The sequence below is a fragment of the Paenibacillus silagei genome (assembly GCF_017874735.1).
Classification (GTDB): domain Bacteria; phylum Bacillota; class Bacilli; order Paenibacillales; family Paenibacillaceae; genus Paenibacillus_AQ; species Paenibacillus_AQ silagei.
The window spans coordinates 80869-98664 of the sequence record NZ_JAGGLV010000021.1 but is presented as its reverse complement, the minus strand read 5'-3'; the positions used below and the strand labels follow the sequence as shown (position 1 = coordinate 98664).

11 protein-coding genes are annotated in these 17796 nt (G+C 45.4%); all 11 read left to right on the top strand.

What is annotated here, in order from left to right:
• The first annotated feature begins 5 nt into the window (after window positions 1–5).
• Complete coding sequence (locus tag J2Z70_RS25190) at window positions 6–1574, top strand: hypothetical protein (RefSeq protein WP_209877745.1); 1569 nt, start codon at window positions 6–8, stop codon at window positions 1572–1574.
• A 427-nt stretch (window positions 1575–2001) separates the two neighbouring features.
• A complete protein-coding gene (locus tag J2Z70_RS25185; protein WP_209877744.1) occupies window positions 2002–2919 on the top strand; it encodes an RICIN domain-containing protein in 918 nt (305 codons plus the stop codon).
• 65 nt (window positions 2920–2984) lie between these two features.
• Window positions 2985–4157, top strand: coding sequence for a hypothetical protein (locus J2Z70_RS25180; protein ID WP_209877743.1), 1173 nt, complete (start codon window positions 2985–2987; stop codon window positions 4155–4157).
• A gap of 37 nt (window positions 4158–4194) precedes the next feature.
• Window positions 4195–9768, top strand: a complete 5574-nt coding sequence (locus J2Z70_RS25175; RefSeq protein ID WP_209877741.1) for an RHS repeat domain-containing protein — start codon at window positions 4195–4197, stop codon at window positions 9766–9768.
• Between the two features lie 14 nt (window positions 9769–9782).
• The gene (locus J2Z70_RS25170) at window positions 9783–10091 is read left to right on the top strand and encodes a hypothetical protein (RefSeq protein ID WP_209877740.1); all 309 of its coding nucleotides are present in this window, start codon (window positions 9783–9785) and stop codon (window positions 10089–10091) included.
• Window positions 10092–10790: 699 nt separating this feature from the next.
• Window positions 10791–11348 (top strand): hypothetical protein, encoded by a 558-nt coding sequence (locus J2Z70_RS25165; protein WP_209877738.1) that lies wholly within the window; start codon window positions 10791–10793, stop codon window positions 11346–11348.
• A gap of 14 nt (window positions 11349–11362) precedes the next feature.
• Window positions 11363–11887 (top strand): hypothetical protein, encoded by a 525-nt coding sequence (locus tag J2Z70_RS25160; protein WP_209877736.1) that lies wholly within the window; start codon window positions 11363–11365, stop codon window positions 11885–11887.
• Between the two features lie 14 nt (window positions 11888–11901).
• Window positions 11902–12129, top strand: a complete 228-nt coding sequence (locus J2Z70_RS25155; RefSeq protein WP_209877734.1) for a bacteriocin immunity protein — start codon at window positions 11902–11904, stop codon at window positions 12127–12129.
• A gap of 414 nt (window positions 12130–12543) precedes the next feature.
• Window positions 12544–15921: a X2-like carbohydrate binding domain-containing protein gene (locus J2Z70_RS25150; protein ID WP_209877732.1), complete on the top strand. Its 3378-nt coding sequence runs from the start codon at window positions 12544–12546 to the stop codon at window positions 15919–15921.
• Window positions 15922–16098: 177 nt separating this feature from the next.
• Window positions 16099–16692, top strand: coding sequence for a sigma-70 family RNA polymerase sigma factor (locus J2Z70_RS25145; protein WP_209877730.1), 594 nt, complete (start codon window positions 16099–16101; stop codon window positions 16690–16692).
• Window positions 16671–17651 carry a hypothetical protein gene (locus J2Z70_RS25140; RefSeq protein WP_209877728.1) on the top strand — a complete coding sequence of 327 codons (981 nt, stop codon included), beginning with the start codon at window positions 16671–16673 and terminating at the stop codon, window positions 17649–17651. The genes J2Z70_RS25145 and J2Z70_RS25140 overlap by 22 nt, the downstream gene beginning before the upstream one ends.
• Window positions 17652–17796: the final 145 nt, after the last annotated feature.

Here is a 17796-nt window from a genome sequence, read left to right as displayed (position 1 = left end):
AAAGAATGAGATATAGGAAGAGTTCACTTGGGGGAATTGTTGTATTTGTATTTTTTCTTATTGGCTATTTCTCAAATGGTAATTTGATTTTTGCTGATAATGGTAAGAAACAAGAACTTCAATACTTTTATAATCAGAATCGATTGGACTTTATTTATTCAGAAGACAATTCATATTTAGATTTTTACTATGATCGGAACGGAAACTTGATAAATAAAATACATAGGGAGTTTGAAGGGTTTGAAAAAGGTAACATCTCGGCAACCAGCTTCATTCCTCTAATAGGTACGCTATCGATGACCCAAGAGCCAAGCAAAGTTGTAAACGGAGCGTATTCAGCATATGGGGTCGGGGAAAAGAATGTGGAATGGACAGTGTTTATGATTTCAGATTTCAATACGTTCAAACTCGAACCGAATACGCCATATAGTGTGACGTTCAACTATAAAGTAATAGATAAACCGGCAAATGGAGGATATTTTGACTTTTTTGTAAGGAGCTTAACCGGTAATGGAAAGGATGATGTGGGTTGGCTGACTTGGAATGAGGCCATCGGAACTAAGGGGAGTAAAAAGATAGAGTTTGTGACTGGAGCGAACAGTGATTATTTTTTGAATTTCGGGATGCGTAACGGTGGAGCTATTTCTATTGATGATATTAAAGTCACGAAGGAAGCGGAATCCTTTGAAAAAGGGGACATTACAGCAACCCAGTATATGCCTCTAATAGGTACACTGTCGATGACCCAAGAGCCAAACAAGGTTGTAAGTGGAGCATATTCAGCATATGGGGTCGGGGAAAAGAATGTGGAATGGACAGTGTTTATGATTTCAGATTTCAATACGTTCAAACTCGAACCGAATACGCCATATAGTGTGACGTTCAACTATAAAGTAATAGATAAACCGGCAAATGGAGGATATTTTGACTTTTTTGTAAGGAGCTTAACCGGTAATGGAAAGGATGATGTGGGTTGGCTGACTTGGAATGAGGCCATCGGAACTAAGGGGAGTAAAAAGATAGAGTTTGTGACTGGAGCGAACAGTGATTATTTTTTGAATTTCGGGATGCGTAACGGTGGAGCTATTTCTATTGATGATATTAAAGTCACGAAGGAAGCGGAATCCTTTGAAAAAGGGGACATTACAGCAACCCAGTATATGCCTCTAATAGGTACACTGTCGATGACCCAAGAGCCAAACAAGGTTGTAAGTGGAGCATATTCAGCATATGGGGTCGGGGAAAAGAATGTGGAATGGACAGTATTTATGATTTCAGATTTCAATACGTTCAAACTCGAACCGAATACGCCATATAGTGTGACGTTCAACTATAAAGTAATAGATAAACCGGCAAATGGAGGATATTTTGACTTTTTTGTAAGGAGCTTAACCGGTAATGGAAAGGATGATGTGGGCTGGCTGACTTGGAATGAGGCCATCGGAACTAAGGGGAGTAAAAAGATAGAGTTTGTGACTGGAGCGAACAGTGATTATTTTTTGAACTTCGGGATGCGTAACGGTGGAGCTATTTCTATTGATGATATTAAAGTTACTAAAAAACTGCAAAAGTAGCATCCTTTAATATCTTTCAGCTATAGATTTATAAGAGGTCCACTGGGGATTTTATAAGCTTGCTTAACTTTTCCCAAAAAGCTCAGAAAGGTTTTGTTGTATACTGCTCATCTTCCTGCCATACTACTATTCCTGTTTCGTAAGCTACAGTAGAACGCAATTTCACACCATGGATTCGTCTTGTTTCTCTTTGGGACCAACTATACAATGACTGTTTCAGTGTTGTGCTTTAGTCAATTGAACAGGCGCTCACTATAGTTTTTGACAATGGAATATTCAATAAACGGGGGTATGACTTATAAAAAGATATGTACTAATTTTATTAGCATTTGCTTTATTTATTAGCTCTCAGACTGCCACCGCAATGAAATACACTTACTCCAGAACAGGTGGATTGAACCTGATACGAATATCTGAAGAGAGGTATATGAATTTTCAGTATGATAACAACGGTAACTTAATTGGAAAGAAAAACTTAAACTGCAAACCATCAGAATATAAACTATTGAATGTGAATAGCAATAAGGCACTTGATGTATACGCAGGAAATAGTGTGAACGGAACCAAAGTTCAAATAGAAACAGATAACGGAACAGATGCACAGCGGTGGTTGCTTTGTACAACCGAAAATAGCCTTTTTAAGCTGATTAATGTTAATAGCGGGAAGGCACTCGATATAGCAGGTGGAGAAACATCCAATGGAACGAGGGTTCAGATATGGAATGATAACGGAACCGAAGCTCAGATATGGCGCGTAGTTGAACAAGCGGACGGTTCATATGAACTAATAAATATACATAGCAATAAAGCTCTCGATGTTGCAAATGGTGATACAGCAAGTGGAACCCCTGTACAGATATGGGCCTCTAACGGAACAACTGCACAGAAGTGGAGACTCATTAAAGCGATAAGTAATAGAACAGAATACAAAATATTAAATGCTGGTAATGGAAAAGCCTTGGATGTCACAGGAGGAAATACTGCAGACGGTACTCCTATTCAGATATGGACCCATAACGACACCGCATCCCAAAGATGGAGAGTCTATGATACAGGGGACAGTAACTATAAGTTAATTAATGTGAATAGCGGCAAGGCACTGGAGGTGGCTGGTGGTGGTGAAAATAATGGTTCTTCTATTCAAATTTGGACAGATAACGGTACCACATCACAACAATGGAAATTTAGAGAAAATGGAGACGGATCAATTAGTTTCATCAATGTGAACAGTAATAAATTGCTTGATATTACCAATGGAAATAATGAAAACGGTACACCCCTCCAAATATATGAGGATAACGGAACAAGCTCGCAAAGGTGGAGACTAATCAAATATATTGATTGAGGGAGCAGTTATTATTTAATACTTAATTCTAGATAGGAGTGTGTTTTTATTTGAGAAGGATCTTCTTGATATTTCTATTTTTATTAACTTTAGGTGCTTGTCATGCTTATGCTTATCCCATCAATGAGAACATCAATGGAGGCTTTGAGCAGGATCAGAACAACAATAACCTTCCTGATTTTTGGGAAACCGTTTGGAGAAATGGAACTAGCGTCGGCTCCAGCGCTTCAAAAGAAAGTTTCGAACCCATTGAAGGAAAATATCATTTCAGATTATACAATGGTAGTGGAGATAAAAAATCATATATGTATGCTTTATCGAATCCGGTTACTATCGAAAAAGACCATTTGTACAAAATTAATGCTTTTATGAGATATACTCTCCCTGTTGGAAGAGCAAGCATAACGATCATAGAAACTGACCGTTATAAGAATATTGTATATGAATCCAATCGTTCCTTCTCTAACGGAGGATGGCAATGGCATGATAATACCATATATCTAGCCCCCAAGGACAATACAGAATACATACAAATCCGCTTTGAAGTAGGCGGAGAAGAAAAAGCCTATTTAGATATCGATAAGGTCAATATTCATTCTATTGAAATTAATGAAAGCTTTGAGGATGACCTGAATAACAATAATCTACCTGATTTCTGGGAAACAGTATGGAGAAATGGAACAAGTAGTCAATCCAGTGTCTCTAAACCAGGTTATGAGCCTATTGAAGGCACCTCCCATTTAAGAATGTACAGTGGGACAGGAGATCCGCAATCCTTTGTTTATTCACTATCGGACCCAATCCCTGTTAGTGCTGGATCTTCATATGACATGAATGCTTTTATGAGATATACCTTACCAGAAGGTTGGGCGGAAATAACAATTATAGAAGTGGATAGCAATGATCGTGTTGTTAATGAGTATGGAAGAAGTATGAATAACGGTGGATGGAAATGGCATTATCATTCAGTTTTAATTACTCCTAATTATCAGACCAGTTACATACGAATACGTTTTGCGGTAGGTGGAGAAGAGAAAGCTTATTTGGATGTTGATCAAGTTTCTTTGAAAAGAGTTGCAAATCCAGCGGCATGGAAAATAGATATACCGAATCAAAATCAAATACGCTACTTCTATGATGCTAACGGCAGGCTTCAATATGTGCTGCTGACTAATGGTAAAATTGTCGCATTAAAATATGATAAAAATGGATCACTGATTAAGAAAGAAGCATTATAACTAAATTTATTTAAAGCGAAGATTAGGAGAGTTACTAATGAAAATATCATATTTATCTAAAAAAATTATATTGTTCTTGATGTGTTTTGTTTTAATATTGCCAAATGAGCCTATGTTTGCGCAAACTAGCAAAGCAGTGATAGAACAGAAATCCGGACAGACACAAGACATCGACCCATGGGACAGTATGAGGAATCCCCAGCAGCCTGCAGATAACGGTCAACCATTGACGAAGCAGGAGATTGAAGAACCAACACCCCTTGAGCTGCCTCAGTTTGATGATGATTCGTTGGCTGAGGGCACAGATACGGCGTTGCGCCAAAACTCTGTTGTAGCAGATACCTATGACTCGGCAGACCCGACCCAACTTGAGATTCTGAAGCTAAAAGCGAAAACGCTGGAAAAGCAAGGTCTTCTACCGGCTAACGGAGCTTCCATGCAGCGGGGATTATCCGATGCGAATATCTCCAAGGCGTCCGATAAGAACTTATCCATCGAAGTGATCAAGGAGTTGGATCTGCGGGGGGCTACCAGGCTAGAATTTTACTGGCTGAACCTATTGTTTCAAGACCACCCGGATTGGAATCTGCCCAAGGTATGGGATTGGAAGCAAGAGTCCGGTTTTGATTGGGAGACCATCTACAACAACCCGGTCTTATTCACAGCTTCTTCCTCATTTCAATTGAAGCGAAACGTAACCTCTCAGGTATATCAAGAAGAGGCACAGGATTGGAGTCCGGCAAGTGTAACTTCAGAGGTATATAATTCGCTGGAAGTGTCCAAGAACAGTTTAAGCTTTGCGGCTGTGAGCATGAGAGCCTTTGATAATGATGTGGACAACGTCACCAAAAACCGGTTGCAGGCTCAAATTAATCAGACCGGCAAGCCTCAATATGGAGATCGTTACAATGCGGGAGAATTCGTGGACCCCGTTACTGGCTCCCTGAGCTGGAAGCAGAATCAGATTCATCTGCCGGGAAGAGACGGCCTGGATCTGGATATTGGATTAAGGTATAGCTCCAACGAAGCTATGGCCTTCTATACGTCCAGCGACTATAATCCTAACTTCAACAGCTACGATGTGACAACTAGCCTATATAATTCGTCTGTTCTGGGAGCAGGCTGGTCCTTCCAGTTCCCGTACATTCAGAAGATTGGGGATTATAACTATTACTATCACGATGGCAACGGTAGTGTCTACCCTGTCGGTGATGGGGGTGGACTGTCGAGCTACACCCAACTGATAAATTATGAGGGCAAGGACAAGCGCTACATCTGGGAAACCTCGGTTTGGGAGAATGAATTCAGCAACGGTAAAATTGGCTCCAAGCACTATATTGAATATGCCGACAAAAGAAAAGAGTACTTCGACCGCGATGGGAAGTTACTCGGGATCAAAGACCGGTTCGGCAATACCATTACCTTCAAATATGAAGGACCGAACTCTTGGCAGCTCTCCTCCATTGTGGATTCCGTAGGTAGAGAAGTGAAGTTTACCTACGAAGATAACCTGATGAACAGCAATTTTAATGGGGAAAATGTAAGTATTCAAGTATTCGACGAGAACGGACGTCCCAGTGAATCAGTCATGCTAACCAAGGGCCGGCAAGCGATTAAAGTCAACGAACTTCAAACTTATGTACCCTTTCTGCAAAAGGTGACCAATCAAAAGGGGGATAAAATCTATTTTGACTATCAGCACGAGTTGGCCAGATACAATCCGCAGGGCATTAACCGCAACTATGAGAACAAGAATTACTATGCACTCTTAAAGAAGATTCAATTTCCGAATTCAAGCTCAGAATATAGCTACGACAAAGTCGTACGCAATCTTCCTTATGAAGATTCGGTAGAAGAATTCCGTATTAATTCCCGGAGCGATCATACTGGACTCAAAGACTATAACCAGTATAAATACACCTATTGGAAAGATTATACGGGAGAACATTTCACCCAATGGCCGGGTCATCTCCCTGACGGTTATCAATACAGCACCAGTGTCATCCAGATCAGTGACTCAGCAAGCAATGGAACGACAGCACTGAGAGTATTCGATAAAGATAACAAGCTGCTGCGGACCGAGACTCAAGCGCCGAATGGAGAAAAGAAAGTAGTCAACAACACTGCGTTCGATCCTACCTTTATCCATCGGCCGGTAAAGACCACTCTATCCGATTACGGAGCAGGCGACAGTGAGCAAACGGCGAATCACCTGTACACTGAAACTGTCTACAATGAGTGGGGCTCTGTTCACAAGGAGACATTACCGCTAACCTGGGAACAGTTGAACAACGCAGCCGTCAAAGAACATTACACTACTACTTATGACTATGAGCCTAATTATCAATTTATCCGTGCCAAGACGTGGTATCAGAATGCATCCGATGCTGCACCGCGCAGCGAGACGTATACTTACACTGGAGACGGGCGTCCAGCCCGCACCGTCAATGCCTTGGGGGAAGAAACCCGTTATAACTACAGCTATGACTCGAACAAGGTCGTTCAGGTGCAAGCGGAAATCTGGTCAGGAAGCCAGCTTGTCGCGGTCACCGTTACCCGGTATGGACCGGAAAGCAACAACGCATATCCTACCGAACAGCGTCAAACGCTGAATCCCGGAGCGGAAAGTAGCCATGAAGTCATCACTAAGATGAGCTATTACATGGGAACCGGGTTATTGTGGAAGATGACAGATGGATTGAACCGTGAAACCTCCTATGAATATGATGAGCTTGGTCGCCCGACCAAGATTACGTATCCCGAGGCGGTAAACGGCAATGGCAGCCGATACTCCCGGACGGAAGAATACAGCTACATGTACTCCAGTCCAGACGGACTGGATGCGTTCAATGCAGGTACCCCCACTCTGCGGGTAGGAACCAGCACCAAACTGACCGAAGTGGCAACCGGCAAGCAGTCGTTCACGAGCGGAGAAGTGTACTACAATGGGCTAGGACTGCCTATTCTCGAAAGTAACTGGGATGCCTTTGGCGCAGTATCAATCATGAAGCAGTATCATTATGACGATCAAGGACGCCCGGTATACATGATGGACCCGGAAGGAAATACAGTAACCGTTGGTTATGATGCCTGGGGCCGTCCAAATGTATCTACGGATGCCTTCGGCAACCGCATGATTGCAGAATATCAGTTGAAAGCCCGGCAGGATGCCAGCTACCTGATTCCAGCCGATGGCAGCGGCACTCTTAATTATATTCTTCAGCAGTATGACCCATTAGGCCATGTGATCCAGCAACTGACGTATAAAGACTGGCCGCAGAATACGCAGCCTCTGACTGAAGATTATCAATACGATCTGGATGGGAATATAACAGCGTACACCGATGCGAATAAAAACCGGAACAACGAAGGGGTAACCAACTCTTATCGTTATGATGCGCTGGGACGGTTAAAATCCGTTAAAGATGCGCTTAATCAGACCACCCAGTACACCTATGACGGGACAGGACAGATTAAGGAGGCGTCGATCCAGGCGTTAGGAGGCGTAGCCCAGAAGATTTTCAGCAAAGGATTCAACGGGCTGGGTCAAATGACGATGAAAGAGGACCCCTCTTCTCAAAAGGAAAACCTGACCTATAATGAACTTGGACAGCTTGCTACCCGTACCGACCGGAATGGGACGTCGTTTACTTATGACTATGATGAGTGGGGGCAACCCAAATCAGTGAAATTGGCGGGCGCTGGAGCAGCAGCTCAGCAAAGTCTGGAAACCAGGTTCTACATTAGCGGCAGGAATATTTGGGATACCGTCACAGAAAAAAATGGCGGTCCGGTAAAAGCGACACATACACAATGGAATGATAGCCTGAACCGGACGCGGGGCATGTATGAGGAAGTGAACTGGAATGGTGCCGTTCATTATGCGAATATCACGAACACTCTGGACCGCTTAGGCCGATACACACAAGTGAAGGACGCCAGTCTGTCGTTCTCTACGAATTACCAGTACCAGCGGAGCCGTTTGCAGAAGGTTCAGACCAATGGTGCGGCCACAGTTAATGAAGCGGCATCGGCGAACGCAGAATACCGGTATTATCCGAATGGGTTGGTAGAGTCCATAACGTATCCGACACTCGCTGACGGCAGCCGCCTGGTCACGCGATACACATACAACAAGGCACTGAACTGGGTTGAAACGGTAACGAACGAGAAGAGCGGTGCGGTCCTGTCAAAGTTTGATTACGATTATGACAACAACGGCAACATCATAAAGGTAACTGAGAAACGGCTAAATGAGGATGAACGGGTGACCGCCTATACCTACGATGCATTGAACCGTCTCTTGACCTCAAGTCAATCCAATGGCGCGCGTGAGGCCTATACGTATGATGTGCGCGGAAACCGCTTGACGCTGGAAAGCAGCGCCACGCTGAGTGCAGAATCAACGGAGACCAGCTATCAGTACGATTTGGAGAATACACTGACAGGACTGACCAAGGGGGCGCAGAAGACCGAGTTCGCTTACTATGCCAATGGGCTGCGTGTAGCCAAAGCGACCGGTGCCAAGAAAACAGTGTATAACTACAATTTCAACGGTGAAGTCATCTCGGAAGTGAAGAGCAGCAACGGAGCCTCGGAACTGTCCCAATACGTGCGCGGCGACCGGGTGCTGGTGAAGAAGGAACAGAAGACAGGTAAAGATTACTACTATCTGTACAATGGCCATGGCGATGTCGTCCAGATCGTGGATACCACAGGCAAGATCGTCAACAACTATGTATACGATGAGTGGGGCAACATCACCAGCCAGAAGGAAGAAATCTCGAATTCATTCAAGTATGCCGGCGAAATCTATGACGAAGAGACCGGACTGTATTACCTGCGGGCACGCTACTATGATCCGAGTATGGGACGGTTTTTGAATGAGGATACGGTTGAGGGGCAGATTGATAATCCGTTGAGTATGAATTTGTATACGTATGTGGAAAATAATCCATTGATTTATAGTGATCCGACAGGTCATAGAAAAACAGAGTCGTATTACGAAATAGAAATGCTTCTTAATGCTTCAATGAAAGGTAATTCATCGTATAAAAATAATCTACAGAAACTATATGGTAATGTTTATGATGATGGAGGAAACACTTTTAAATATTTATATGGCTTATTAACTCAGACAAGCCCTTACGAAAACTCTGCGGGTAATGCTTCATGGGCTAAAGGCCAATTACTCAATGCCCTTGAGGCTTCACAAGATAGTTATGATAAGAAGTTTGGATACGTGACTGCAGCTTCTGATCTCATTGTTGGAGGAGCAGTTGGATTTTCTAAAAGCTCGATAAGTTTGTTTAGAGCGGTCGGTCCTGAAGAATTCTATCAAATCTTTAAAACAGGAACCTTTGAAATAGGTGGTAGTGGTTTTGAAGCAAAACAATTTGGCTATACTCTCGAGGAGACCCTGGCTTTTGCTAATAAATTTAAAGATTATGCAGCAATTATTGAAGTTAGAATATCTAAAAATGCTCTAAAAAAATTAGGAGACTTTACAAGTGTTGATCCTTTTATATTTAAAAGTGGGACTGTAACAATAACACTGGAGAAGTTAGGGGATTTCAATAAAATGATTAAGGAGATCATCCATGCTTTATAATTTGGAGGTTACAAATGCTTTTACTCAAAGCGAAAATATTATTTGATAAGTTAAGTAACGAAATCAGTACTAAATCGATAATAAGACCAGGATTTAATTTTGGAAATAATATTATTTTTTCTGGTTCAGTTATACCATTAAATGCTGTAGAGGCATTAGCGGAAGGTGAATGGTATGAGGTGGAAATTGAGATGAACACGATTGAAAAAGATGCTATGAAAGCAGTCGGCCATCTTGTAAATATTGGAGGTGGATTTTTTATTCAAATTGGAGTGCAAAGAATAGGAAAAGGTGAAATTATTGATTTTTTATATTATGACTGAATGAGCGAAGTGAATGATTGTTGGTACAATAATTTCACACGAAAATGATTATTTAGCTAAAATGGTTATACCTTTAGTTGGGTAGTTTTTTGATGGGAAATACAAAAATAAATAATATTACAGTTATATAAATATTATAAATAGTGGTAACTGGGAATATCTACTCTCAGTTGCCACTTTCTTTATTCAAACATTTCAAAATAGTAATTAAAGACTAGGGTAGGACGGTATGGTATTAAACAAAATAGAAATTAATGAGTTTTTATTTTTGTTACTTCTATTTTGGGAAATTACATTCAGAAATGGGATAAAGGGATAAAAATATCCGGAGGTTTAATATGGAGGTTTGTAATAATGAATAGCAAAAATATATTAGTAATTTTTATCACGAATATGGTTTAGATAATTCAAAGAAAGCAGACAAATTTTTTTAGGAATCTTAGATGTTTTCCCTAAACAACTAACTGAACTAGAAGCGCAGGAAATTGATTTTCCATTATTATATTAGAACATGAGGATCAAATATTGATTTTTTTCAGAAAATATATCAATTAAACAAAAATTCTATTTATGTTAAGTTAATTCAAATTATTAATACTAGTTTATAACGGATTTGCTTGACTTCATTAACCGGCAGGGTATTGTAGGAACTGCTTTGGCACTTGATTATCTGTAATGTATATAGGGAACTAGGAGGGGTTGAAGATACAATTAAGACTAGAAAAACTATGGAAGAGGGCACGTGTAGAAAGAAGCTGCTTTAGTCTGGAGAAAATATCAGATAGATTTATTTTGGTGAAATTAGTATTTGACTATGACAAGGTGAAGGATTATTACGGGAGACTGGTATGGTGTTTTTATGGTGAAGCTGAACCTCTCATTATATACTTTGATAAAAGCAGGGAAACTTATACAAGTGAAGAAGTGCTGCTCCCTAATGAGTTAACATTTTTTGTCGATTCCTTCTCAAATAAATTTGTACAGAATCCGCAGATAAGAACCTCGGGGCTTCCCGCTTTATCTTTAACAACAGTAGAAGGGATAGATCATGACTTTCTTGTTCAGGAGAGAGGCGAGTTAACAGTGGCTTATAAAGACAACAGCATCTATTGCTTATTCAATGCAAGTCAACCTGACGAAATTGTACAAGTGGGAGAGAATATTGGTTTTTATTTCTCTAACAAAATGCTGTCTGAAATTAAGCTACAATTAACCGATCATGATAAGCTCATTTTACAGCAGGCTCATTTAATTTAACTAATACAGATCTATTGAGCGAGGTGATCTCCATAGCCGCTAACTTCAATATAGTTCTATATTCCCGGGACATCATTGACCCAGACAGGTTGTTGAGAATTGTGCGAGACAAGGGTTTTGAACCTGTTATCAATCATATCGAATCAATAAAAAACTGGGAATATGAAGATTCGAGCACCCATACGATTCAGGGAATGCTGGCAGCCCCTTTTGCTGCTCTTCTTGAGAAAGGAAGGATTATTTGGATACAAGGAGAGGCCAAGCTGAACAGATTTGTGGTGTTTTTGAGCAAGTCGAAAGGTATCTATCTAACAAGTATTGCAATCAATACGCAATATTTAGATTACTTAGACGATACGCTGAACGAACGTAACCAGCCAGTCTATGATGCACTATCAAACCTTTTGTTATCTTCCGAACTGGTGAATGACTTCCTTATTGCTGCATTAGGCGTCGAAGTGGTGGTAGACTACGATGCCGATAGGAATAAGATGATCCTCCACAGCCACAACGTGGTGAAATGGATATTTAACACATAAAAGGAGGCCCCAAAATGTCCCTATCCCGACAACAACTGATCACACTCGTAAACAAGATCGTGAACGCCGAAGGAACAGAGGCGGAGCTGGACGAGTGGCTGGAGGTCGTAGCGAGCAATGTGCCTCATCCCGGTGTGAGTGATCTGATCTTCTGGCATGATCCGGAGCTGACGCCGGAGGAGATTGTTGATGCTGCGCTAGGTTATCAGCCAATTGTGCTGCCGCCGCCAACAGAGAACTAGCTCTGAACTACCTTGCGATTGCTGATCGCGAGGTTTTTTTATAGTTTCCTGCTGCCTTGGAGAAGGTGTGTTGGAACAAATGTGTGTGGAAAACAGTATACATTGTGTTCGCAAGCAGGCATACGGCCTGAATGTATGTGAAAAACAGTATACATTGTGTTCGCAAGCAGGCATACGGCCTGAATGTATGTGAAAAACAGTATACGTTGTGCTCGCGCAAAGGTAATTTTAGTTATCCGTAATGATGATTTTGTCCATTACGTACTACCCTAATCCCCAATTTCGTCAAGTGTGAAAATGGTGCGCTAATTGCTGACAAAATTCCCGCATAATCAACCATTTTCTCTCACGGAACGGGCGAAACCTGCTCTATAATGGAAGCGTTACCAAAGTATGTTTGGGGAGGTTAGGATCATGAGTCGAAAACGTATCCGAAGACTAGGAATACTCGTCCTGCTGGCAGCGATGTCAGGCTCTTTGTTTAACGTTGCTCCCGCTGTAACCCATGCCGCAGCCAGTGAAGACTACAGCTGGAACAGTGTGGTTACCGGTGCGGGAGGCGGTTTTGTGCCGGGGATTATTTTCAACCAGACGGAACCGAATCTGATCTATGCACGGACGGATATTGGCGGGGCTTACCGCTGGAACGAGGCGGACGGGAGCTGGATTCCGCTGACGGACAGCGTTGGGTGGGCGGATTGGAACAAGAATGGTGTCGATGCGCTGGCTACCGATCCGGTTGATCCGGACAAGGTGTATATGGCAACCGGGACGTACACGAATTCCTGGGATGGCAATGGTCAAATTATGCGTTCCAGCGACCGTGGGGATACCTGGCAATCTTCGCCGCTTCCGTTCAAGGTTGGAGGCAATATGCCTGGACGTTCAGCCGGGGAACGGCTGGTCATTGACCCGAATAAGAACAGTATCCTGTTCTTCGGGGCGCGGAGCGGGAACGGCCTGTGGAAGAGCGTGGATTCCGGGGTAACCTGGTCCAAGGTCACCTCTTTTACGAACGTAGGGACGTACGTCCAGAATCCGGGGAATGAGTATCAGAGTGATATCGTGGGCTTGTCCTGGATTACTTTTGATAAAAGCACGGGCTCTGCAGGACAAGCTACCCAGACCATCTATGTCGGTGTCGCGGATACCGCGAAGAGTGTGTTCCGCAGTACGGATGGAGGTGCAACCTGGTCAGCGCTGCCGGGACAGCCGGTAGGCCTGCTTCCGCATCATGGGGAACTGTCGGCAACCGGCGATCTGTACCTTACCTATAGTGACGGGGTCGGGCCGTATGACGGACGCAAAGGCGAGGTCTGGAAGTATAACACAACCAGCGGCGTTTGGAAAAACATCAGTCCAACAACAGGGGCGGACAACTTCTACGGCTTCGGGGGGCTTGCGCTGGATGCCCAGCATCCGGGTACGCTTATGGTTGCCAGCCTCAATGCCTGGTGGCCGGACGAGGTGATCTTCCGCAGTAAGGACGGCGGGGAGACTTGGAGCCGGATCTGGGATTGGGGCTTCTATCCGGAGCGCAACTACAAGTTCGAGATGGATATCACGGCGGCGCCGTGGCTTAATCTTGGGCTGACTTCGAGCTCGCTTGATCCTGCACCGAAGATGGGCTGGATGATGGGGGACCTGGAGATTGATCCGTTCAACTCGGACCGGATGATGTACGGCACGGGTGCTACGATCTATGGTACGAATAACCTCGGAGCCTGGGACACCGGCGGCAAGGTTAAGATATCCGTGATGGCCAAAGGGGTAGAAGAGACCGCAGTGCTTGGGCTGATCAGCCCGCCAGCGGGTGCCCACCTGATTACCGCGCTTGGCGATGTATCCGGCTTCCGGTATGAGGATCTAACAGCGGCACCAGTCAAGTTCCAGACCAGCCCTTCCTGGGCCAGCACGAACAGTATCGATTATGCGGAGCTGGACCCGGCCTATGTTGTCCGTGTCGGCGGTGTGGACAAAGAGAAATATCCGAACGGTAAGTCGATTGGGATCTCGAATGACAATGGCAATAACTGGTACATGCCGAATGCAGAACCCTCCAAAGGAGGCAGTACCACGGTAGGGCAGGGTCAGGTAGCTGTATCTGCCAGTGGGAATGCGCTTCTGTGGAGCACCTCGGATATCGGGGTCTTTTACTCCAAGTCAGGGGGTAACTCCTGGACGGCGAGCAGCGGAATTCCTGCCGGAGCGAAGATAGCATCCGACCGGGTGAATCCGAATAAATTCTATGGCTTCTATGAGGGCAAGCTCTATGTCAGTACAGATAGCGGAGCTACCTTCACAGCTACGGCTGCGACCGGCTTGCCAGCCAATAACGTGAACGGCCTGCAGCCGAGCCAGGCGCAAGTGAGCCTGAAGGCCATGCCGGGCGTGGAAGGCGATATCTGGTTTGCCGGAGGACATCCGCAGGATAAGTATGGCATATGGCATTCTACGAACTCCGGGGCAAGCTTCACCAAGCTGAGCAATGTGGAAGAAGCGGACCTGATCGGGTTCGGAAAGGCCGCGCCGGGTGAGAATTATATGGCCCTATATACTGTTGCCCAGATTGACGGAGTAAGAGGAGTGTTCCGCTCGGATGACGCCGGAGCCAGCTGGGTGCGGATTAACGATGACGCCCACCAGTATGCCCGAATTAATATGGCGATTACAGGAGATCCCCGCGTCTATGGCCGCGTCTATCTCGGGACCAATGGCCGCGGGACCTTATATGCTGATCCGGTGAACCCTCCGGCAGCAGGCTCCGTCATCACGCCGGTCACGGCCAGCTTCGATAAGAAGACAGCGAATCAGAACGACATCGAAGTGACGATGACCTTGAACGGGAATACCCTGGATTCCATTACCAATGGTGCTTCTGCATTATCCGCTGGAACGGATTATACGGTGAGCGGTTCCACAGTGACGATCCATAAGTCTTATCTGGCGGCACAGGCTGTGGGAACAACCACGCTAAGCTTCCATTTCAGTGCCGGAGCTGCGAAGACCTTAACGGTTACGGTAGCGGATACGACAACAACGGCTAATGATTCAACCATCACACCGGTCACGGCCAGCTTCGATAAGAAGACAGCGAATCAGAATGACATCGAAGTAGCGATGACCTTGAACGGCAACACCTTAGCCTCCATTAAAAATGGTTCGGCGGCGTTAACCGCCGGAACGGATTATACGGTGAGCGGATCGGCTGTGACGATCCACAAAGCTTATCTGGCGGCACAGCCGTTGGGGACAACAACGCTGAGCTTCCAGTTCAGTGCCGGAGCCGCGAAGACGCTGGCGGTTACAATAGCCGATACGACAGCACCAGTGGATGGCGGTCTGAAGGTCCAGATGTTCAATAGCAGCACGGCTAATGCTGTCAATGCCCTCAGCCCGCGGATCAAGCTGGTGAATACCGGCACGGCTGCGGTATCCCTCTCCGATGTGAAGCTCAGATATTATTACACCAGTGATGGCGAGCAGGCCCAGAATTTCTTCTGTGACTGGTCGCAGGTAGGGAGCGCCAATGTGACTGGGACGTTCGTGAAGCTTCCGGCAGCCTTGAGCGGCGCGGATCATTACCTGGAGCTGGGCTTCACAGCAGCAGCAGGCTCGCTTGCTCCGGGAGCCAGCATAGATATTCAGATGCGGGCCTCCAAGGCAGACTGGACCAATTATAACCAGTCCGATGACTATTCCTTTAATTCTACAGGCACAGCTCCTGCGGATTGGGCCAAGCTTCCTGCCTATATCTCCGGCAGTCTGGTATGGGGGAATGAGCCCTTGTAATCTGTAACGCATAGCCAGGGAGGTTCCGGCGGCAGCAAAAGAACCGGTTGCACATGATGAAATTCATGGGCAGCCGGTTTTTGATATGTCAGGATGTAATAAATTGCATATCAAGGGAACCTTCCACCGCCAGCGGACCAATATAGAGTGTAAGCAAGATAGAGAGGGGAGAGGAAGATGACAGAAGAAGAGCTTCGGGAATGTCTGCAAAGGCTGGAACAAGGAGATAAAGAAGCCTTCACCTTACTACATAACACCATTAGGCAGCAGGTGTACGGAACCGTCAGCCTGCTGGTGAACCGGCAGGCTGATGTGGCTGATGTAGTCAATGAAATCTACATCGAGCTATTCCGCTGCCTGCAGCAGTACGATGGCAAACGGCCTTTCGGAGCCTGGCTGAACGGTATGATCGTCAGGCAATGCAGCAACTGGAACCGCAGAAGCTGGCGCAGGCTGCGGCTCATGAACCGCACCCGGGAGCATGCATCTGAGAGTCTGTATCCGGGGGCGGACACGCAGCTTCTGGTCCAGGAACAGCAGGGAGAGCTGATGCAGCTGGTCAGCGGACTGCCGCCTAAGCTCCGCAGCGTAATTGTCCTGCGTTACTACGGAGAGTGCAGCTATGACGAGATTGCTGCGGCCCTGGGCATCCCGCTGGGAACCGCCAAATCCAGGCACCATAAGGCGCTGCGCAAGCTGCGACAGAATGCGGTATTTACAGCGGACGATGAGATGAAGGGGGAATGGACATGTCTGTCGGAAATCAACTGAAGCAGGAGTTCAACAGGTATAAACAACATACAACGATGCCGGAGTCGCTGGAGCAGCGGTTAGCAGCGAGCTTTGAGCAATTCCAGCAGCCGCAGCAGAGAGGAAATAGGCCCGTGCGCGCGCGCGGGACAGCGAGGATCGCCCTGGTACTCTGCGGACTGATGCTCTTCGGAGGCGTGGTCTATGGTGCGGAGCGGCTATGGCAGGTTACCTATGGTGCAACCAGTTTGGAAGTAGATATTCATGAGGGCGCTAATGAGTCAACAGCTTTTGCCAACCAGACCCGGCGGGTGATTACAGAGATTCAGTCTCAGCTTGCTGATAATGAATCGGCTATGCTGTTAATTGCTAGATCAAACGGGATGAAGGAGCTCCGTATGATCAACCGTCCGCAGATATTCACAGATATCGAAAGCTGGAAGAAGGCTACAGAGCCTGTCACAGGTAAGCTGGCCGTGCCGGGCAGAATGCCGGAAGAATACCATTTTGCCGAAGGAAGATCCGACAGTACAGTGGGCATTACAGATAGCTCCTGGGTTAAAAAATACACCAATGTCCTTACCAAGCGGCTGAAGCCCGGTGAGCATTACGCCTGGATCAAGAGCTTCAATGTGCCCAACCAACAGGCCGGGACGGTCAGTCCTGAGCTGGTGTACCAAGGTCCTAAGGGAGAAAATGATTACATCTCCGTTACTTATTCCCCGCTTACTCCGTGGGCACAGCTTACATCTGATGTTTGGGCGGATACAAAGGTTAAGCATCTGAAGGTAAAATCTCAGGAAGCCTTGTATGTTGAAAACCGCCAAGCCTATGAGAATAACAGCAACGGCTATTATGCGTACATCCGCTGGATTGAGGTTCGGGAGAACGAGGAGAGAAATATAATGCATGAGGTAGGGACCGGATCGCCTGAAGTCACCAGAGAGATGCTGCTAAAAGTGGCGGAAGGCCTGCGTTAACCTAGAGCGGCGGAAAGACCGTGCAGACACATATAAACCTCTATCGTTGATCAGTACATCAACAATAGAGGTTTATATTGTTACCACTATACCCATGTTAGTCTCAGACTCCTTATCCTATCCTTTGTACTCAGCCGGGTAGAAA

Coding starts and splice junctions, on each gene's coding strand:
- J2Z70_RS25190 (WP_209877745.1), top strand. CDS start 6: ATGAGATATAGGAAGAGTTCACTTGGGGGAATTGTTGTATTTGTATTT.
- J2Z70_RS25185 (WP_209877744.1), top strand. CDS start 2,002: ATGAATTTTCAGTATGATAACAACGGTAACTTAATTGGAAAGAAAAAC.
- J2Z70_RS25175 (WP_209877741.1), top strand. CDS start 4,195: ATGAAAATATCATATTTATCTAAAAAAATTATATTGTTCTTGATGTGT.
- J2Z70_RS25170 (WP_209877740.1), top strand. CDS start 9,783: ATGCTTTTACTCAAAGCGAAAATATTATTTGATAAGTTAAGTAACGAA.
- J2Z70_RS25155 (WP_209877734.1), top strand. CDS start 11,902: ATGTCCCTATCCCGACAACAACTGATCACACTCGTAAACAAGATCGTG.
- J2Z70_RS25150 (WP_209877732.1), top strand. CDS start 12,544: ATGAGTCGAAAACGTATCCGAAGACTAGGAATACTCGTCCTGCTGGCA.
- J2Z70_RS25145 (WP_209877730.1), top strand. CDS start 16,099: ATGACAGAAGAAGAGCTTCGGGAATGTCTGCAAAGGCTGGAACAAGGA.
- J2Z70_RS25140 (WP_209877728.1), top strand. CDS start 16,671: ATGTCTGTCGGAAATCAACTGAAGCAGGAGTTCAACAGGTATAAACAA.